This window comes from Agrobacterium sp. CCNWLW32 (assembly GCF_037083425.1).
Classification (GTDB): domain Bacteria; phylum Pseudomonadota; class Alphaproteobacteria; order Rhizobiales; family Rhizobiaceae; genus Agrobacterium; species Agrobacterium radiobacter.
In genome coordinates this window covers 1-17,390 of record NZ_JBAOJM010000001.1, presented here as the reverse complement: position 1 = coordinate 17,390, position 17,390 = coordinate 1, and the positions used below count along the sequence as shown (strand labels likewise).

Below are 17,390 nucleotides of genomic sequence, written 5' to 3'. Positions count from 1 at the left end.
GCGATCAGAGCAGCTTGTCGATGACAGCCGACATGGATTCAACCGACATGTCTCCTGCGTATTTCTTGCCGTTGATGATGAAAGTCGGCGTGGAGTTGACGCCGAATTCCGTCGCACCGCGTTGCATCGTTGCGTTCACATCATCCAGAAGTTTCTGGTTCGTCAAGCAGGCCTCGAAAGACTCCTGTGAGAAACCGGCCATTTTCGACATTTGCAGCAGGGCGGCGCGTGCATCCTGCGCGACAGCCCAGCTCTGCTGCTGCTTGAACAGCATGGAAACGAAGGGGAAATACTGTCCTTCCGGTGCGCAGCGCGCCAGCATGAAGGCGGCAGCGGCGCGCGGATCGAACGGGAATTCGCGCAGCACGAAATAAACCTTGCCGGTATCGATGTACTTCTTCTTGATCTCTTCGAAGGTCTTGTTGTGGAAGTTGGCGCAGTGCGGGCAGGTCATCGACATATATTCGACGATCTTGACGGGTGCGTTGGCATCGCCGAGTGCGGCTTCCGGCAGCGGGCCGGGCTTCATCACCGCAGCCATATCCACGTCACCGGTGGATTCAGGCAATTCCTGCGCCTCGGCGATACCGGGCATGAAGGCAAACGGCAGGGCCGTGGCAACGGCAGCAAGGGCAACGCCGCCGAGAAGGCTGCGACGGGAAATGGTCAGTTCGGGAAAATGCATGAAAGCACCTGTTGGTAATAGACTCTATTGTCCGTTGATTCCGATATAGCGACGGCCTGTTCATCACAAGCGGGGTTTTGGACTCTTCTTGTCAAAGAATTGTGACCAGTCAAGGACAACCGGACCGATCAAATCGCCCGGCCCCTCGGCTTCTTCTGCAAGACCGCCGTGCCGAGCCTCTCCACCGCCTTGCGAAGCGCCTCACTCTCGATACCCTCCATCATGTCGTCGAGACGTTTTGCCGCATCGCCGCGCAGGGGCTGCGGTTTGCCCCGACGGTGAATGGTTTGGGAGACCGGTTTCTGTACGATCCTGATCTGGCGCACCGCCGGAAAGCCGAAAAAGCCGTTGATGCGGGCAATAAGTTCGCCCTGCGCATGGGTGAGGAACAAAGCGCGCGCGCCTTCGCAGGCGATGGTCAGCACGCCCGGCTGATAACCGCCGCGATCCGGGCCCTCGTCGCGGCGCGGCCAGGTGATCTTTTCCGGCCGCGTGCAATCGGCAAAATCCTCACCGGCGATCTCGTCCCAGGAACCGAGCAGCGCGGTGTTGATACCCGCCCGTTTCGATAACACGGGGTCCATGATGCCATTGGCGACTTCGGCGATCTGCACGACGCCTTTGCGGAATGAATCTGCGGGTTTCTTCATACTCTCCTCGACAGAGGCCAAGCGACCTCAAGCGGTCGCGCCATCGTCATCTTCTTCTCCGCGCAACAATGCGCGGAATCGTCGCCAGTCCCGGCAGGCGCCCAAGCGTATCACTCCCGCCACCAAACATCCAAAGAGGAAATAAGCCCCAGCCAAAAACTTCAGATGTGGTACTCCCGGCTTATCCGAGATAACGGCAATCACCAACATGCAGGTCAGGATGACGGAGAGGTATATCCACAGGCCATGGCAGAAAATTGCCCAGAAACCGGATTCGATAATTCGAAAGCGGCGCGAGGGCTTGCCTCTCATCTTCTCCAGTTCACGGACTTCGCCGATGAGGCGGGAAACCACAAAGGCCACGCTGTTTTGCCGCCCGAAACACAGCCGGCCAATATGATTCAGCAGGCTTCCAATCAGGCACAGGGCCAACAGAACGCCGATAACGTACAGGAGCGGTTGGGGTATATTATCCAGCAGCGCATTCGGCATGGGGCTCTTCCTCCAAAATCGGATCATGGGTTTCGATGTCGGGCGTTCGTCACCAGACACGGTTTTCCACGTCACAGCAACGGGTCTCCTGTTGCAGATTGCCGTACCGTGTCTATGTTCAGCGGCGATGAACACACATACGCGGCAACAAATATCACGTCCGACAGCGGAACAACTTCTCGCATGGTATGACCGGCACCATCGCGAGCTCCCCTGGCGCACGTCTCCCGCCAAGGCGAGACAGGGAAACCGCGCCGATCCCTATCATGTCTGGCTGTCCGAGGTCATGCTGCAGCAGACGACGGTGCAGGCGGTAAAACCCTATTTCCTGAAATTCCTCTCCGCCTGGCCAAGCGTCAGCGATCTGGCGGCAGCGCCGGTCGAGGATGTCATGGCGGCATGGGCCGGGCTCGGTTATTATGCCCGCGCCCGCAACCTTAAAAAATGCGCGGAAGCCGTGGCGAATGAACATGGCGGCGTCTTTCCGGATACGGAAGAAGGCCTGAAGAAGCTTCCCGGCATCGGCGATTATACCTCCGCGGCTGTCGCTGCCATCGCGTTTAACCGGCAGGCGGCTGTCATGGACGGCAATGTCGAGCGCGTCATCTCCCGCCTTTTCGCCATCGATGCTCCCCTGCCCGGCTCCAAACCGGCGATGAAAGCGAAGGTGGCCGAGCTTACGCCCCCTGATCGGCCCGGCGATTTTGCCCAGGCGATGATGGACCTTGGCGCGACGATCTGCACGCCGAAACGGCCGGCCTGCGCGCTCTGTCCGTTCAACGGCCACTGTCTTGCGCTTGCCCATGACGAGCCGGAGCGGTTTCCGGTCAAGGCCGCAAAGAAGGCAAAGCCGGTGCGGCTCGGGGCCGCCTTCGTCGCGGTGAATGCGAGCGGCGAAATCCTGCTCCGGCGGCGCATCGAAAGCGGGCTTCTCGGCGGCATGACCGAGGTGCCGACAACGGCGTGGACCGCGCGCATGGATGGCGGCACGGAGGCGAGCCATGCGCCCTTTGCCGCCGGCTGGCAGGCGGCGGGCGTCATCGTGCATGTCTTCACCCATTTCGAACTGCGGCTCACCGTCTATCGCGCGCAGGCGCCGGACGGCCTTCAAACCCGCCCGGATGACGGATGGTGGGAGCCGGTTACAAATCTTGACGCGCAGGCGCTGCCAACGGTGATGAAAAAAGTCATCGCCCAAGCTATTCCATCCGCATTCGATGAACGCAGGAAATTTCGATGACCAAGATTGAGCATATCGTATTCGACATCGGCAAGGTGCTGATCCATTACGATCCGCATATTCCCTATAGCCGTCTCATTCCTGATGCCGACGAGCGCCAATGGTTCTTCGAGAATGTCTGCACCCATGACTGGAACCTCGAACAGGATCGCGGCCGCCGCTGGGAGGATGCCGAGGCGCTGCTGGTGGAACGCTTCCCCGAGCGGGAAGAACACATTCGCGCCTTCCGTAAGTTCTGGCACGAAATGGTCTCGCATTCCTACGATGACAGCGTCGCGATCATGGTTGCCCTGATCGACGGCGGCCACGACGTGACGATGCTGACCAACTTCGCCTCCGACACCTTCCGCGAGGCGCAGAAAATGTTCCCCTTCCTCACCCTGCCGCGCGGCGTCACCGTTTCCGGTGATGTGAAGCTGTTGAAGCCTGATGTGGCAATCTACGATCTGCACGCCAAAGAATTCGGCCTCAACCCCGCCGCAAGCATCTTCATCGACGATACACTCGCCAATGTCGAAGGCGCGAAAGCAGCCGGCTGGCAGGCCGTGCACTTCACCGGTGCGGAAAAGCTGAGGCAGGATTTGCGGGCTTATGGGGTGGAAGCGTAAGGGAGCTGCCGTGCAAAATGGTGACGTGCGTGCCCCGCCTGCTACGACTCGTTGACCCAGTCCTCATGTGCGTGACGGACGCGGACGATCAAGACACATCGTCCGCTCCCACGCCATAAACAACCAGGTGTGCCCTGAACCGATGGATACGCAGCGGCGGTAACAACTCGTGCCGCTCGCGTGCCATGCGTGGGTTGAGAGATATCAGCTCAAATATCTCATAGAGTTCCCGGTGATATTTTTGCGCCTGCGCCAGCCCGAATATCGCGATGCCTTCTTCGGCTATGCGAATGACGTCTTCTTCCGCGAGCAGAGACAGGCGAAAGCCCACGATCAACCGATCTTGCGTTTCATGGAACGGGCTTCAGCCTCGGCGAACAAGGCCTGTTGCGAGCGATGCCCGGCACCGCTCTGCAATCCCTCATCCACAAAATGCTGCATCGCCGCGATTTTTTCGCCTCGCTCCTGATCCTTGCGGATCAGGTCTCGCACGTAGTCGCTCGCATTGGAATAACGGCCTGTCCTGGATTGGGCCTCGACCCATTCTTTCATGGGTGCAGGCAGCGATATGTTCATGGTCGCCATATTCATCTCCCTTTGATGGGAGAGTGAAGAATTTGGCAAAGTTTGTCAAAACATATCGGGAAAAGAAATTGGCGCAGGCGGAAATGGCGGTCTCCGGCCTGCGCCAGTCCTGCCGCAAGCGGCATCGGACGCAATGTTTTTTGTGATTTGTCCTGACTGGATTTTCACAACCACTGCTCTGATTTGAGACAGTATTGCTCGTCTCTTGCGCGAAACTTGTCTGGCTAAAATAAGATACTCGAAAATACCAACGCCCGACACCGAAGTGCCGGGCGTTGGTCGTTCTCCATCCGGGACTGAAGGTACTAAACCGGACAGAGACGTATTCTGACAAGGGCGGGCGGTGGATCGTCCGTCTTCGGCTTTTTGGGCTTTCGACTATTCGGCCTTTGCCATTTCACTGCGGATGATCGTCCGGAGATCGTCGATCGGCTTCAGCGCGTCGCCGTCCTCGAAATGCCAGAACGTCCATCCGTTGCATGCGTCGAGACCCTGCACCTTCGCGCCGAGGCGGTGAATGGAGCCGGCCGTCCCGCCGGATGCAATCGTACCATCGGCACGAATAATGGCGCTATAACGGCGCTTTGCATCGGTCAGCACCTGGCCGGGACGGACGAGACCGCTTTCCACCAGCGTGTTGAAGGCAACGCGCGGCTCGGCCTTCTTGCCGGTCATGACAGTCAGTTCCGCCTTGCCGAGCGGCTCGACGGCGGCGATGCGGGCCGATGCCGCGTCGATGTAATCCTGTTCGCGCTCAATGCCGACGAAGTGACGGCCGAGGCGTTTTGCAACGGCACCCGTGGTGCCGGAACCGAAGAACGGGTCGAGCACGATATCACCCGGCTTGGTGGAGGCCATGATGATGCGCGCCAGCAGGGCTTCCGGCTTCTGGGTCGGATGCACCTTCTTGCCGTCGTCACCCTTCAGGCGCTCATGGCCGCTGCAGATCGGGAACAGCCAGTCGGAGCGCATCTGCACGTCGTCATTGGAGGCCTTCAGCGCATCGTAGTTGAAGGTGTAGTTCTTGGCTTTCGGATCGCGGCTGGCCCAGATCATGGTCTCATGGGCGTTCTGGAACCGGCGGCCCTTGAAATTGGGCATGGGGTTGGTCTTGCGCCAGACGATATCGTTGAGGATCCAGAAATCGAGGTTCTGGAGCATCGAGCCGACGCGGAAGATGTTGTGGTAGGAGCCGATGACCCAGATGGTGCCGTTCGGTTTCAGCACGCGACGGCAGGCGAGCAGCCAGGCGCGGGTGAAGGCGTCATAGGCCTCGAAGGAGGCGAACTGATCCCACTCGTCATCGACGGCATCGACCAGCGACTGATCGGGACGATGCAGCGTGCCGCCAAGCTGGAGATTATAGGGCGGGTCGGCGAAAATCGCATCCACCGACTGGCTCGGGAGGGCATCCAAGGCAGCGACACAATCACCTTTGATGATGCTGTCTTTCCAGGCGTCACTCTCGCCCGCACGATCAAAACCGGCACGCCGAAAATCGGCCAGCGGAAAAACTGCTGCCATTGGTACTCGCTCCATACGCTTACTCTCTACTGACGCTTATGGTTACCGAAGATGGTTATCAAAGCCTGAACAAGTCACGGAAAATGCGAAATAAATGGCTGTTGCGGCGCGCAGGCGCGATTTGCGGCGGACGGCGGGGAACCCGAAGTCCGGCAAAAACGTTGTGCACAACGGGTTCTCCTGTCGCGGCATATGGGCGCGGCAGGAAGAGCCATTCTGGCAGGGGGTAATCCGCAATGGGGTCCGTGATGAAAATGGCTTCTTTTTCCATGAATGTCGTTTGCGCCGCGCTTTTCGCAACGGCGCTGCCGGCGCCGTCGCAGGCGCAGCAACCGGCCCCGCAATATAACGTCATCACCGACGCGGTTTTGTTCGATGGCGGCCCCTCGCTCGGCAACAGCGACCGGGTGCGGTGGGATTTCTACAAGGCCGACCGCGCCGGCGGGCGCACCGACGACAATGCCGGCGGCTCCTATGACGCCACCTTCGAGGCGAAGCTGCCGGCGGGCAAATATGTCGGCGTGGCGGCGCTGGGCAATGTGACCCGCGAAGTGCCCTTCGAGGTAAAGGATGGAAACGTTGCGAGGCCGAAGGTGAATTTCGATGCGGCGGAATTGACGGTCGTGCCGAAACGCAGCCCCGGCGGCGATGTGGAAACACAGGCGAAAACCGAAATCACCAGGGATGATTTCAAGGATAGCGTCTACGGCCAGAACACTGTCTTCGTGCCCGCGGGCGAAGTCCTCCTCACCGGCCGCATCGGCCCGGCGCGGGCTGAGGAGAAACTGGCCATCAAGGCAGGCGAGAAGATCAGCCACGAGCTGGTCATTCCGAGCGGCGTGGTGATCGCCAAGGCCGTTTATGCGGAAGGCGGCAGGGCGGTGGAAACGGATGATATCCGTTTCGAAGCCATGTCAGCCAAGGAAACGCTGGATGGCACGCGTGAGACGATCAACGGCATTTACGGCACCGGCAAGATGATGGAAATGCCGGCTGGTGATTTCGTCATGCGTGCCCGTCTCGGCAAGGTGACGGTGGAACAGCCATTCACCGTGACGGCCGGAAAACGAACCGAAATTACAATCGATCTCGATGCGGGTGTTCTCGCAATCAAGGCCCCCGGTGCCGAACGGATCGATATCGTCGAAACGACCAGGGATCTTCAGGGCACGCAGAAGGAAATTTCCGGCCGTTACGGCACGCAGCATCAGGAAACCCTGCATCCCGGCGAATATTCGGTGAAGGTGAGCTACGACAAGAAATCCGGCCGCGAGCCAAAGGAGATCAAGGCGACGGTCAAGGCCGCCGAGAGAACCGAGACGAGTGTGCCAGAGTAATCGGCACGGCGCGGCCCCTCTCCTCATTCCGCTTGCCTCCCTCCCTCCCTCATCCCTGTGCTTGTCACAGGGATCCAGCCGACGCGCGTCTGCGCGACGGGAAGAGTTCTTTCAGTCCAAAGACTTGGGCTGGCTGGATTCCTGTGACAAGCACAGGAATGAGGATGGAGAAAACGTCATCAGTGTTTCCGGCCAGACGACCCATATTTGGGCCTGAGCATCGGATGCTTCGAAAAACGCGCCGCATCCTTCGCCACGGTTGGTAACGGCTCGCCGATTTTCACACCCGCAAAGCCTGACGCCGCGATGCGGTCGCACAGCCTTATCCACTGGCAGCCGCGACAGGCCTGCCTGATCTCGCCGGCAGCGAAAGCCACACGCATCTTTACAAGAAAGTCCGGTGTCGCCTGCAGCCGCTTGCCGGCGGTCAGCGTCTCGCCCAAAAGTGCTGAAACCGAAAGGCGGGCCATCTCATCCCGCTGCACCACGCCTTCGTTGAAACAGTGGGCATGGCTTTCACAGAGCAGGCCCTCACAGATATCGTCCGGGCCATCCACCAGCTCGATATCTTCCTCGCCGGCATTCAGGCGGACGGCGACGCGGTCGTAATTCTCGACGAAGCCTGACGTATAGCCCTTGCCCACATAAGTGAGCATGCAGAGAAGGTGGTGGGGCCGGAGACGGACGGTCAAGGGGCCACCCTATCCGACGATGGCGAAGGCGTCGCGCACCGAGCCGGACGAGGTGCGGATCGCCTTGCGGCCGATCCATTGCACATGTCCGTCCAGAATACGCACCGCCTCCTCGGCGCGGCCGCCGCGCAGCGCATCGATGATCGCCCGGTGATCGGTATCGGTGCGGCGCTCCCAGCCGGCGCGCCAGGCGGAAAACAGGAAGCGGGCGCTTGCCGCATGCAGGCCGTCGATCGCCTCCATCAGGCGCGGCATGTTGCAGGGCGCGGTGATGAGGCGATGGAAGCGGCGATTGGCCTCCTCCCAATGCTGCACATCGACGGCGCTATCGCCTTCGAGCGTTGCGGCCTCCGCCTGATCGAGAATGGCAGGCGTCATGTTTGGAATGGCGTGGCGTAGCGCCAGAACTTCAAGGGCGGCGCGCATTTCCGCCACTTCTCGCACATCGTCAAGGCCGAAATCCGCTACCCGGACACCCCGGCGCGGGATGCTGGCCGCCAGCCCCTGCGCCTCCAGCCGGCGGAACGCCTCGCGCACCGGCACATGCGATGCACCGAATTCGGCTGCGATGTGATCCTGCCTCAGGCGTTCGCCCGGCGACAGCTCCCCGCGAACGATACGGTCGGCAAGCGTGCGGCTGATGCGTGCTGCAATGGTGTCTTCGGGCGCGTTTTTCACTGTCTTGGGCATAACATCCCATAACGCATATGGCGCGGCCGTGTGTAGCGGTTTTTGCGCCATCACATGGCGCAACGCCGAATATTCGAAGCCGCTCACTTGCCGCATCCCTGCCAGCCATGAGCCTGATGGGACCGACCCTTGCGGGTGAACCGGTTGAGCTTGGCGCAGACATGGTCTAAAAGCCCGGCATCATTTTCTTCCAGCAAATCCGATACAGGGAGCGCCCATGAGCGGCTTCGACCTCATTATTTTCGACTGCGACGGCGTTCTGGTCGATTCCGAAATCATCGCGGCGCAGGTGGAATCCCGCCTTTTGACCGAGGCCGGTTATCCGATCTCCGTCGAGGAAATGGGCGAGCGTTTCGCCGGCATGACCTGGAAGAACATTCTTCTGCAGGTGGAAAGCGAAGCCAGCATTCCGCTCTCCGCCTCGCTGCTCGACAAGTCCGAAAAGCTGCTCGACATGCGTCTGGAACGCGACGTGAAGATCATCGAGGGCGTGAAATTCGCGCTGTCCCGCCTGACCACGCCGCGCTGCATCTGCTCGAACTCCTCCAGCCACCGCCTCGACATGATGCTGACGAAGGTGGGCCTCAAGCCCTATTTCGCGCCGCATATCTATTCCGCCAAGGACCTCGGGGCCGACCGCGTGAAGCCGAAACCGGATATCTTCCTGCATGGCGCGGCCCAGTTCGGCGTTTCCCCTGACCGCGTGGTCGTGGTCGAGGATTCCGTGCACGGCATCCATGGCGCAAGAGCGGCCGGCATGCGGGTCGTGGGCTTTACCGGCGCATCCCACACCTATCCGAGCCACGCCGACCGGCTGACGGATGCGGGTGCCGAAACGGTGATTTCGCGCATGCAGGACCTGCCGGCCGTGATTGCGGCAATGGCGGAGTGGGAAGGCGCTTTTTAAGTTGTGATGGGACTTCTTTCGTGATCTGAGTGGCAGCATTGATATTTTAATAAATGTAGCTACATTAATTCATGAAAATCATATGGGACGAGCCCAAGCGGCTCGCCAATATCGAGAAGCACGGCTTCGACTTCGCGGATATTGATGGCTCCGACTGGGAGAACGCCATCATCGAGAAAAGCTTGACCGGACCGGGAAATTCGCGCTTCAAAGCGATCGGATATTTTCGGGACGAAACGATGGCTATCGTTTTTGCGACTGTCGGAACAGAAGCGATATCCATTTTCCGAAGGGCGAGTTCCAAGGAAAGAAGGAGGTTGCCATGGCCAAAGCTGCAAAACTAAAAAAATTCAAACCCGGACGCGGCTACACCGAAGCGGACTGGAACGCCGTTGATTTCCCGGAAATGACGGATCAAGAACTCGAAAATGCGCGCCCCGTCCGAGACGTTTTGCCACCTGCTTTTTTCGAAGCAATTAATGAATACAGAAAGACGCGTGGCCGCCCACCGGTAGATAAGCCTAAGAAACAGGTAACGTTGCGCCTTGATGAGGATGTCGTGGAACGTTTCCGCGAGGGTGGCAAAGGGTGGCAGAGCCGCATCAATGATGCTTTGCGGAAGGCCGCAGGCATTTGAACTCGTTGCCATGCAACAAGAAACCGGAGACGGCAGAGCAGCCTCCGGTTTTTACATTTCGCCCGTCAGATCACCGGCGCTTGGTCTTGGCCTTCGCGCCCTGCTCGGCAAAGCCGATATAAACACTGACAGACCGCGGCGCGCCGCCCGGTCCGTTGGGGATGGCGACATGGTCGTTGTTGAAGATGAACTGGGTGCCGGCCCCGCCTGCGGGCAGATCGATGGCGAAGTTGGTCGTTTCGCCGAAAATCTCGCCGTCGCCGTCCTTCACCGTCACGCGGATCGGCACGGTGACACGACCGGGCTTGGCCATCGGGCCGGGAACCAGGCGGCCCTGGGCCAGCACGTTCACCGTCAGCGTCGACTCATTGGCGGTGCAGGAGCGCGTCGTGTCTGACAGCGAGACCTGATAGGCGAGTTTCTGCGGGTCATCCTTGGCGCCGCCGGCATAGACGCGGTGCACGGCGTTGGCGTCTAGAACCGTGACCGTCGGGCAGTTGGCCTGCACCACCGGGGTGACCGCATTGGCCTGCGCGGCCGGCGGGTTGACGGCAAGCGAGTCCGACGGGTTGGAGGAATTGCATCCTGCAACGACGGCCAGAAGCGACATCGCGGCGGACAAACGCAAGAAATTCCCTGACACTCTTCTAATTCCCTCTCCATTGTCCCGGAACAGAACCGGAGACGCTGTTTATTGACCTTTCACGCAGGTTGGCGATGGTCTATAGCAGCGACGCCGGAAAAAATCGATTGGCATGTTCGGTTTTGCTTGAATTTTCAAAAAAGCCCTTCATTAGCTGCCCAACCGCCTCATTCCGGTAAGACGCTGCGGAAAAGATGCCGATCAATCGGTAACGGATAAGGGACTATCTCGTGGAATATGTATCGACCAGGGGTGCGGCCCCTTCGCTTGGTTTTTGCGACGCGCTTCTGGCGGGCCTTGGCCGTGACGGCGGGCTTTATGTTCCGCGCAAATGGCCTTCCATGTCGAAGAAGGAAATCCGCAACCTGCGCGGCAAGTCCTATCAGGATGTCGCCTTCGAGGTTCTCTACCGTTTCACCGGCGGTGAAATTCCGGCCGACAAGTTCAGGGCGATGATCGACGACGCCTATGCGACCTTCCGCCATCCGGCCGTCGTGCCGCTGACGCAGACCGGCCCGAACACCTTCGTGCTGGAGCTTTTCCACGGCACCACGCTCGCCTTCAAGGATGTGGCGATGCAGCTTCTCGCCCGCCTGATGGATTATACGCTTTCCGAACGCGGCGAGCGCGCCACCATTGTCGGCGCCACATCAGGCGACACGGGCGGTGCGGCAATCGACGCCTTTGCCGGGCGTGAGCGCACCGACATCTTCATTCTTTTCCCGAACGGCAAGGTCTCTCCGGTGCAGCAGCGCCAGATGACGACCTCCACCGCCTCCAACGTGCATGCGCTGGCGATCAATGGCAATTTCGACGATTGCCAGACGCTGGTCAAAGAAATGTTCAACGACGTGAAGTTCCGTGACGGCGTGAAGCTTTCCGGCGTCAATTCCATCAACTGGGCGCGCATCATGGCGCAGGTGGTTTATTACTTCACCGCATCGCTTTCGCTCGGCGGTCCCGACAGGAAGGTTTCCTTCACCGTCCCAACAGGCAATTTCGGTGATATTTTCGCGGGTTACGTCGCCAAGAAGATGGGCCTGCCGATCGACAAGCTCGTCATCGCCACCAATGACAACGACATTCTGGCGCGCACGCTGAAGACCGGCCGTTACGAGATGCGCGGCGTCAAGCCCACCACCTCGCCTTCGATGGACATCCAGATTTCCTCGAATTTCGAGCGGCTGCTGTTTGAAGCCTATGGCCGTGATTCCGCCGCAGTGAAGGCATCGATGGACGGGCTGAAGCAGTCCGGCGCATTTGAAATTCCGCCCCATGCCCTGAAATTCATCAAGAAGGATTTCCGCGCCGGCCGCGCCACCGAAAAGCAGGTGGCGGCGACGATCCGCGACACGCTTGAGAAAACCGGCTACCTCATCGATCCGCATACGGCGACCGGTGTTTTCGTGGCGGAAAAGCACGAAAAAGCGGGAAGCCCGATGGTTGTCCTGTCGACCGCTCACCCGGCTAAATTCCCGGCCGCTGTAAAATCCGCTTGCGCAATCGAGCCTGCGCTTCCAGTATGGTTAGCTGACATTATGAACCGGGAGGAGCGTTTCGACATTCTGGATGCAGAGCTGAAAGCCGTGGAAACCTTCATCGGCAGCCATGCACGCGCCGGCAAATAGAGACGCGGAAAGACGTTGAGTATGAGAGTTAATGTGACCCGGCTTTCGTCCGGGTTGACCGTTGTCACGGAAAAAATGCCGCATCTCGAAAGCGTTGCTCTTGGGGTGTGGATCAAATCCGGATCCCGCAACGAGACGACTGCCGAACACGGCATCGCCCATCTTCTCGAACATATGGCTTTCAAGGGTACGGCGCGCCGCACCGCCCGCCAGATCGCCGAAGAGATCGAAAATGTCGGCGGTGAAGTCAACGCCGCGACATCGACGGAAACAACCTCCTACTACGCCCGCGTCCTGAAAGACCACGTCCCCCTCGCCGTCGATATCCTTGCCGACATCCTGACGGAATCGCTGTTCGACGAAGAAGAGCTGGAGCGGGAGAAAAACGTCATCCTGCAGGAGATCGGTGCAGCCACAGATACGCCCGACGACGTGATCTTCGACAATTTCTCCGGTGTCGCCTATCGCGACCAGACCATCGGCCGCCCGATCCTCGGCACGCCGGAAACCGTTCAATCCTTCACGACAGGCCAGATCAGGCATTATCTCGCCCGCAACTACACGACGGACCGCATTTTCGTCGTGGCGGCCGGTGCTGTCGACCACGAAAGCTTCGTGAAGCAGGTGGAAGAACGTTTCGCCTCACTGCCGCAGCTGCCGGTGGCAACACCGGTTATGGAAAAGGCAATCTATACCGGCGGCGAAATCCGCGAGACCCGCGACCTCATGGACGCGCAGGTGCTTCTCGGCTTCGAGGGCAAGGCCTATCACGCCCGCGACTTCTATTGCTCGCAGATCCTCGCCAATATCCTGGGCGGCGGCATGTCTTCCCGCCTGTTCCAGGAAGTGCGCGAATATCGCGGCCTGTGCTATTCGGTCTACGCCTTTCACTGGGGTTTTTCCGATACCGGCATCTTCGGCGTGCATGCGGCCACTGGCGGCAACGACCTGCCGGAACTGGTGCCCGTCATTGTCGAGGAGCTGCGCAAGTCCTCGCAGGTCATCCATCAGGAGGAAATCGACCGTGCTCGCGCGCAGATCCGCGCCCAATTGCTGATGGGCCAGGAAAGCCCGGCCGCCCGCGCCGGACAGATCGCCCGGCAGATGATGCTTTACGGCCGGCCCATCCCAAATGAGGAGATGATGGAACGGCTAGGCGACATCACCCGCGCGCGCCTGACCGATCTTGCAGGACGGCTGTTTTTCGATACAGTTCCGACATTGTCTGCGATTGGCCCGCTCGAACATCTGCCGCCTCTTTCCGACATCACTGCCGCGCTTTCCGCGCAGCAGCCCGCAAGGATAAAGGCGAACGGATAAACCGATATGAGGGCGGGATTTAAAGGCGAAGTCCGCTCACCTTTTTCGCCATCCCGCTTGCGGATGGCGATGTCTGCCGCACAGGGATCGTGAATGCTGCGTTTTCTTTCCCGACATAGCGACACGCCCGAACTGCGCAGCGCCAATCACCTTCTCAGACTGCCGCGCTACGGCGATTTCAAGCAATGGCATGTGCTGCGTTCGGAAAGCCGACAGTTTCTTCAGCCCTGGGAGCCGACCTGGCGCCCGGACGAACTGACGGAGGGCGCCTTCCGCATGCGCGTGGTGCGCAATGGCCAGGAGTTTTCCTCCGGCACCGCCGTCTCCTTCCTGCTGTTTGAAAAAGAGACGCTCCTGGTGGGCGGTATCACCATCGGATACATCCGCCGGGGTGCGGCGCAAAGCTGCATGATCGGATACTGGATCGGCGAGCGCCACGCCGCGCAAGGCCATATGTCTGCCGCATTAAAATTGGTAATACCATACATCTTTAACGGACTTCAGTTGCACCGTATCGAGGCAGCCTGTATTCCGGAAAACTTCAAAAGCATCCGGCTTCTCGAAAACGCCGGGTTCCAGCGGGAAGGTCTCTTGCGGGAATATCTGAAAATCAATGGCCAATGGCGGGATCATATGATGTTTTCCCTTCTTGCCGACAAGCAAAGCTCCGGCGGAACGAAGTACGATACATGACCTACAATCACTCTGCGCCGTGCCTTGCGAAACGTCTGGCGGCAATCGCGCTGGCTGCGCCGTTTTTCCTGCTGTTCCTGCTTTTTGCTTCCCATTCCTTTGCTTTTGAGCCGGTAAAGATTTCCCGTGACGACACGGCGCTCGACCTGACGGCCACCACCGATATCTACGCCAATCAGGGCGAAGCCTTTCAGGTCTCGACCGCGCCCGGTCCTGACGGTATCCGCCGCCGTATCGAGGTGCGCGCCAGTTCCACCGATCATCAGGGCGACTGGGCGGTCTTTGCGCTCGCCAATGTCTCCGAAGAGCAGCTGGAGCGCGTGATCGTCGCGCCGCATTTCCGCCTCGTCAATTCCAAGCTGTTCTGGCCCGATCTCGGCTCGCAGCGCATCATGGCGATTACGCCGAGTGAAGGCTTCGCGCTTGACCGGCAGCCGAGCCCGGATGCCGACGTCTTCCGCATCACGCTCAACCCCGGCTCCGTCATCACCTTCGTCGCCGAGCTTTCCACGCCGCAGCTGCCGCAACTTTATCTGTGGGAGCCGGAGGCCTACAAGGACACGATCAACGCGTTTACGCTCTATCGCGGCATCGTGCTCGGCATTGCCGGCCTGCTCGCCGTGCTTCTGACCATTCTCTTCGTGGTCAAGGGAACCTCCGTCCTGCCGGCCTCGGCCGCACTCGCCTGGGCGGTGCTTGCCTATATCTGCGTCGATTTCGGCTTCCTTGAAAAGCTCATAACCGTCACCTCAAGCGATCAGCGAATATGGAGGGCGGGCGCGGAAGTGGCGCTCGCCTCCAGCTTCGTGGTCTTCCTCTTCACCTATCTCAATCTCAATCGCTGGCATGCGCATCTGGGTTATGCGACCTTTGCCTGGGTGGTGGGTCTGGCGCTGCTGTTCGGCGTGGCGATCTATGATCCGTCGGTCGCATCAGGCATTGCGCGCGTGTCCTTCGCGCTCACCGCAACGGCCGGCATCGCGCTCATCATCTATCTCGGTTTCAACCGTTACGACCGGGCGATCCTGCTCGTTCCCTCCTGGGCGCTCATCCTCGTCTGGCTGTTCGGCAGCTGGCTGACGGTGACGGGGCAGCTGGACAACGACATCGTGCAGCCCGCACTCGGCGGCGGACTGGTGCTGATCGTGCTTCTGATCGGCTTTACCGTCATCCAGCACGCCTTTGCCGGCAGCGCCTATCAGCAGGGCCTGTTCTCCGACCTCGAGCGTCAATCGCTGGCGCTGACGGGCAGCGGTGATACGGTCTGGGACTGGGACGTAACGCGCGACCGCATCGTCACCACGCCCGATATTTCCAACCGGCTGGGGCTGGAACCCGGCGCCATGCACGGCGCTGCGCGCAACTGGCTGCCGCGCCTGCATCCTGACGATCGCGACCGGTTCAAGGCGACGCTCGACGTGCTGCTCGACCATCGCAAGGGCCGCCTCAACCACGAATTCCGCATTCGCGCCGAAGACGGGCATTTCCACTGGCTACAAATCCGCGCCCGTCCGGTTCTCGGCTCCAACGGCGAAATCATCCGCTGCGTCGGCACCATCACCGATATTACCGAGCAGAAGAACTCGGTGGAACGGTTGCTGCAGGATGCGATGAACGACAATCTGACCGGGCTTCCGAACCGGCAGGTGTTCCTCGACCGCCTGCAATCGATCCTCAACCTGTCGCCCGACAGCGAAGGCGTGCGCCCGACCGTGATGGCGATCGATATCGACCGTTACAAGCTGGTCAACGATACGCTCGGCATTGCCGCGGGTGATAATATCCTTATCGCGCTGACACGGCGTCTGCGCCGCCTGCTGAAACCGCAGGATACCCTGGCGCGTCTCGGTGGTGATGAGTTCGGCCTTATCCTCACCTCCGAGCGCGATCCGCAGCGTGTGGCCGATTTCGCCGATGCGGTGAACAAGGCGATCATGGTGCCGATCAATTTCGCCAATCGCGAAATCATCCTCACCGCCTCAATCGGCCTCGTCTCATGGATCGACCAGCAGGAAAGTGCGGCCGGACTCTTGAGCGATGCGGAACTCGCCATGTATCGCGCCAAGCGCGCCGGCGGCAACCGCGTCGAGCCGTTCCGCCCCGCCTTCCGCACCTCAGGCACCGACCGTCTGCAGATGGAAAGCGATCTTCGCCGCGCCATCGAGCGCAAGGAGCTGTCGCTGGCCTACCAGCCGATCGTCAAGCTTGACGATGGCGAACTGGCCGGTTTTGAGGCGCTGATGCGCTGGGAACACCCCAAGCGCGGCAATATCCCTCCGAGCGAATTCATTCCGATTGCGGAGGCCTCCGGCCTGATCGAGCCTCTCGGCATGTTCGCCCTGGAACGGGCTGCGACCGATCTGATGGACTGGCAGCACGCCATCGAAAAGATGCCGATCTTCATCTCCGTCAATATTTCCAGCGCGCAATTGCTGAACAACGAATTGTACAACGATGTGCGCGGCATGCTGACCCGCACGCGCTGCAATCCGCAGCAGCTGAAGCTGGAGCTGACGGAATCGGTTGTCATGGAAAACCCGGAACAGGCGCGGCTGGTGCTTTCCAAGCTCAAGGAAACCGGCCTCAGCCTCGCCATGGATGATTTCGGCACCGGCTATTCGTCACTCGCCTACCTCACCCGCTTCCCCTTCGACACGATCAAGCTCGACAAGGCGCTGGTGGCCAATACCAGCGACAAGCGCAACGTTCTGCTGCGCTCCGTCATCGCCATGGCGCGCGCACTCGACATGCAGGTGGTGGCGGAAGGCATCGAAACGCCTGAAGATGCGGCCGAACTGGCCCGCATGAACTGCCATTTCGGCCAGAGCTTCCTGTTCGGCACGCCGGTCTCCGGCGATGCGGCGCTGAAGCTTCTACGGGAGCGGTTCCAGCCGACGAAGCGGGCTTCGTAAGGGATATTGCGTACATGGAAGCGAGGGGGCGCAGTCTCCTCCTCAAATTCCACGTCATCCTCGGGCTTGTCCCACTGCTGTCCGGTTTAAATTTGGTGGACATGGCGCACGGTGTTGATTCTACTCGTATTCGAGCGTTTGGCGACG

18 protein-coding genes and 1 pseudogene are annotated in these 17,390 nt (G+C 60.0%); 10 read left to right on the top strand and 9 right to left on the bottom strand.

Translation table 11 applies throughout. The features are described 5' to 3' along the window. Positions 1 to 4: 4 nt before the first annotated feature. From V6R85_RS00095 to V6R85_RS00085, 3 genes are all read right to left on the bottom strand, one after another. Positions 5 to 685: a DsbA family protein gene (locus tag V6R85_RS00095; protein WP_003509078.1), complete on the bottom strand. Its 681-nt coding sequence runs from the start codon at positions 683 to 685 to the stop codon at positions 5 to 7. A gap of 128 nt (positions 686 to 813) precedes the next feature. After that, positions 814 to 1,335 (bottom strand): DUF721 domain-containing protein, encoded by a 522-nt coding sequence (locus tag V6R85_RS00090; protein ID WP_003509079.1) that lies wholly within the window; start codon positions 1,333 to 1,335, stop codon positions 814 to 816. Positions 1,336 to 1,362: 27 nt separating this feature from the next. Further along, positions 1,363 to 1,827, bottom strand: a complete 465-nt coding sequence (locus V6R85_RS00085) for a hypothetical protein (RefSeq protein ID WP_003509080.1) — start codon at positions 1,825 to 1,827, stop codon at positions 1,363 to 1,365. A gap of 127 nt (positions 1,828 to 1,954) precedes the next feature. Here V6R85_RS00085 and mutY point away from each other — a divergent pair, with 127 nt between their 5' ends. Then, the gene (gene mutY, locus V6R85_RS00080; RefSeq protein WP_020812857.1) at positions 1,955 to 3,067 is read left to right on the top strand and encodes an A/G-specific adenine glycosylase; all 1,113 of its coding nucleotides are present in this window, start codon (positions 1,955 to 1,957) and stop codon (positions 3,065 to 3,067) included. Then, complete coding sequence (locus V6R85_RS00075) at positions 3,064 to 3,675, top strand: HAD family hydrolase (protein ID WP_111781238.1); 612 nt, start codon at positions 3,064 to 3,066, stop codon at positions 3,673 to 3,675. Before mutY ends, V6R85_RS00075 begins: the two co-directional genes overlap by 4 nt. Positions 3,676 to 3,716: 41 nt before the next feature. On the opposite strand, the pseudogene V6R85_RS00070 reads toward V6R85_RS00075, so the two are convergent. The 3 genes and pseudogenes from V6R85_RS00070 to V6R85_RS00060 form a co-directional block, all read right to left on the bottom strand. Further along, positions 3,717 to 4,006, bottom strand: a pseudogene (locus V6R85_RS00070) (type II toxin-antitoxin system RelE/ParE family toxin). Between the two features lie 2 nt (positions 4,007 to 4,008). After that, positions 4,009 to 4,260 carry a type II toxin-antitoxin system ParD family antitoxin gene (locus tag V6R85_RS00065; RefSeq protein ID WP_003509084.1) on the bottom strand — a complete coding sequence of 84 codons (252 nt, stop codon included), beginning with the start codon at positions 4,258 to 4,260 and terminating at the stop codon, positions 4,009 to 4,011. A gap of 378 nt (positions 4,261 to 4,638) precedes the next feature. After that, entirely contained in the window at positions 4,639 to 5,784 is a 1,146-nt protein-coding gene (locus V6R85_RS00060; RefSeq protein ID WP_003509086.1) for a site-specific DNA-methyltransferase, read from the bottom strand. A gap of 236 nt (positions 5,785 to 6,020) precedes the next feature. Here V6R85_RS00060 and V6R85_RS00055 point away from each other — a divergent pair, with 236 nt between their 5' ends. Continuing rightward, entirely contained in the window at positions 6,021 to 7,121 is a 1,101-nt protein-coding gene (locus tag V6R85_RS00055) for a hypothetical protein (protein ID WP_020811573.1), read from the top strand. 179 nt (positions 7,122 to 7,300) lie between these two features. Here the strand turns inward: V6R85_RS00055 and V6R85_RS00050 are convergent, their stop codons facing one another. Together V6R85_RS00050 and V6R85_RS00045 are read right to left on the bottom strand one after the other, a co-directional pair. Further along, positions 7,301 to 7,777, bottom strand: a complete 477-nt coding sequence (locus V6R85_RS00050; protein ID WP_099085593.1) for a DUF1284 domain-containing protein — start codon at positions 7,775 to 7,777, stop codon at positions 7,301 to 7,303. A gap of 45 nt (positions 7,778 to 7,822) precedes the next feature. Next, positions 7,823 to 8,503, bottom strand: a complete 681-nt coding sequence (locus V6R85_RS00045; RefSeq protein ID WP_003509096.1) for a GntR family transcriptional regulator — start codon at positions 8,501 to 8,503, stop codon at positions 7,823 to 7,825. Positions 8,504 to 8,720: 217 nt separating this feature from the next. On the opposite strand from V6R85_RS00045, the gene V6R85_RS00040 reads away from it, so the two are divergent. The 3 genes from V6R85_RS00040 (at position 8,721) to V6R85_RS00030 (ending at position 10,047) form a co-directional block, all read left to right on the top strand. Continuing rightward, entirely contained in the window at positions 8,721 to 9,410 is a 690-nt protein-coding gene (locus V6R85_RS00040) for an HAD family hydrolase (RefSeq protein ID WP_003509098.1), read from the top strand. Between the two features lie 71 nt (positions 9,411 to 9,481). Then, the gene (locus V6R85_RS00035; protein WP_087743495.1) at positions 9,482 to 9,754 is read left to right on the top strand and encodes a BrnT family toxin; all 273 of its coding nucleotides are present in this window, start codon (positions 9,482 to 9,484) and stop codon (positions 9,752 to 9,754) included. Further along, positions 9,733 to 10,047, top strand: a complete 315-nt coding sequence (locus tag V6R85_RS00030; RefSeq protein ID WP_099085594.1) for a BrnA antitoxin family protein — start codon at positions 9,733 to 9,735, stop codon at positions 10,045 to 10,047. Before V6R85_RS00035 ends, V6R85_RS00030 begins: the two co-directional genes overlap by 22 nt. A gap of 70 nt (positions 10,048 to 10,117) precedes the next feature. Here V6R85_RS00030 and V6R85_RS00025 read toward each other — a convergent pair whose 3' ends face one another. Then, the gene (locus V6R85_RS00025; protein ID WP_003509103.1) at positions 10,118 to 10,657 is read right to left on the bottom strand and encodes a hypothetical protein; all 540 of its coding nucleotides are present in this window, start codon (positions 10,655 to 10,657) and stop codon (positions 10,118 to 10,120) included. Positions 10,658 to 10,920: 263 nt separating this feature from the next. Here V6R85_RS00025 and thrC point away from each other — a divergent pair, with 263 nt between their 5' ends. From thrC to V6R85_RS00005, 4 genes are all read left to right on the top strand, one after another. Beyond that, on the top strand, positions 10,921 to 12,318 hold the full coding sequence (gene thrC / locus V6R85_RS00020; RefSeq protein WP_111784582.1) for a threonine synthase: 1,398 nt from the start codon (positions 10,921 to 10,923) through the stop codon (positions 12,316 to 12,318). Positions 12,319 to 12,339: 21 nt separating this feature from the next. Further along, the gene (locus V6R85_RS00015; protein WP_003509107.1) at positions 12,340 to 13,638 is read left to right on the top strand and encodes a M16 family metallopeptidase; all 1,299 of its coding nucleotides are present in this window, start codon (positions 12,340 to 12,342) and stop codon (positions 13,636 to 13,638) included. Positions 13,639 to 13,731: 93 nt separating this feature from the next. Then, complete coding sequence (locus V6R85_RS00010; RefSeq protein ID WP_003509108.1) at positions 13,732 to 14,331, top strand: GNAT family N-acetyltransferase; 600 nt, start codon at positions 13,732 to 13,734, stop codon at positions 14,329 to 14,331. Continuing rightward, positions 14,328 to 17,243, top strand: a complete 2,916-nt coding sequence (locus V6R85_RS00005; RefSeq protein ID WP_020010620.1) for an EAL domain-containing protein — start codon at positions 14,328 to 14,330, stop codon at positions 17,241 to 17,243. Before V6R85_RS00010 ends, V6R85_RS00005 begins: the two co-directional genes overlap by 4 nt. Positions 17,244 to 17,390: the final 147 nt, after the last annotated feature.

What these genes read in the sequence shown, in the direction of transcription:
- V6R85_RS00060 (WP_003509086.1), bottom strand. Translation starts at nt 5,784, where the DNA reads ATGGCAGCAGTTTTTCCGCTGGCCGATTTTCGGCGTGCCGGTTTTGAT.
- V6R85_RS00055 (WP_020811573.1), top strand. Translation starts at nt 6,021, where the DNA reads ATGGGGTCCGTGATGAAAATGGCTTCTTTTTCCATGAATGTCGTTTGC.
- V6R85_RS00010 (WP_003509108.1), top strand. Translation starts at nt 13,732, where the DNA reads ATGCTGCGTTTTCTTTCCCGACATAGCGACACGCCCGAACTGCGCAGC.
- V6R85_RS00075 (WP_111781238.1), top strand. Translation starts at nt 3,064, where the DNA reads ATGACCAAGATTGAGCATATCGTATTCGACATCGGCAAGGTGCTGATC.
- V6R85_RS00095 (WP_003509078.1), bottom strand. Translation starts at nt 685, where the DNA reads ATGCATTTTCCCGAACTGACCATTTCCCGTCGCAGCCTTCTCGGCGGC.
- V6R85_RS00045 (WP_003509096.1), bottom strand. Translation starts at nt 8,503, where the DNA reads ATGCCCAAGACAGTGAAAAACGCGCCCGAAGACACCATTGCAGCACGC.
- V6R85_RS00015 (WP_003509107.1), top strand. Translation starts at nt 12,340, where the DNA reads ATGAGAGTTAATGTGACCCGGCTTTCGTCCGGGTTGACCGTTGTCACG.
- V6R85_RS00030 (WP_099085594.1), top strand. Translation starts at nt 9,733, where the DNA reads ATGGCCAAAGCTGCAAAACTAAAAAAATTCAAACCCGGACGCGGCTAC.
- V6R85_RS00050 (WP_099085593.1), bottom strand. Translation starts at nt 7,777, where the DNA reads ATGCTCACTTATGTGGGCAAGGGCTATACGTCAGGCTTCGTCGAGAAT.
- V6R85_RS00005 (WP_020010620.1), top strand. Translation starts at nt 14,328, where the DNA reads ATGACCTACAATCACTCTGCGCCGTGCCTTGCGAAACGTCTGGCGGCA.
- V6R85_RS00040 (WP_003509098.1), top strand. Translation starts at nt 8,721, where the DNA reads ATGAGCGGCTTCGACCTCATTATTTTCGACTGCGACGGCGTTCTGGTC.
- V6R85_RS00035 (WP_087743495.1), top strand. Translation starts at nt 9,482, where the DNA reads ATGAAAATCATATGGGACGAGCCCAAGCGGCTCGCCAATATCGAGAAG.
- mutY (WP_020812857.1), top strand. Translation starts at nt 1,955, where the DNA reads ATGAACACACATACGCGGCAACAAATATCACGTCCGACAGCGGAACAA.
- V6R85_RS00025 (WP_003509103.1), bottom strand. Translation starts at nt 10,657, where the DNA reads ATGTCGCTTCTGGCCGTCGTTGCAGGATGCAATTCCTCCAACCCGTCG.
- V6R85_RS00065 (WP_003509084.1), bottom strand. Translation starts at nt 4,260, where the DNA reads ATGGCGACCATGAACATATCGCTGCCTGCACCCATGAAAGAATGGGTC.
- V6R85_RS00090 (WP_003509079.1), bottom strand. Translation starts at nt 1,335, where the DNA reads ATGAAGAAACCCGCAGATTCATTCCGCAAAGGCGTCGTGCAGATCGCC.
- V6R85_RS00085 (WP_003509080.1), bottom strand. Translation starts at nt 1,827, where the DNA reads ATGCCGAATGCGCTGCTGGATAATATACCCCAACCGCTCCTGTACGTT.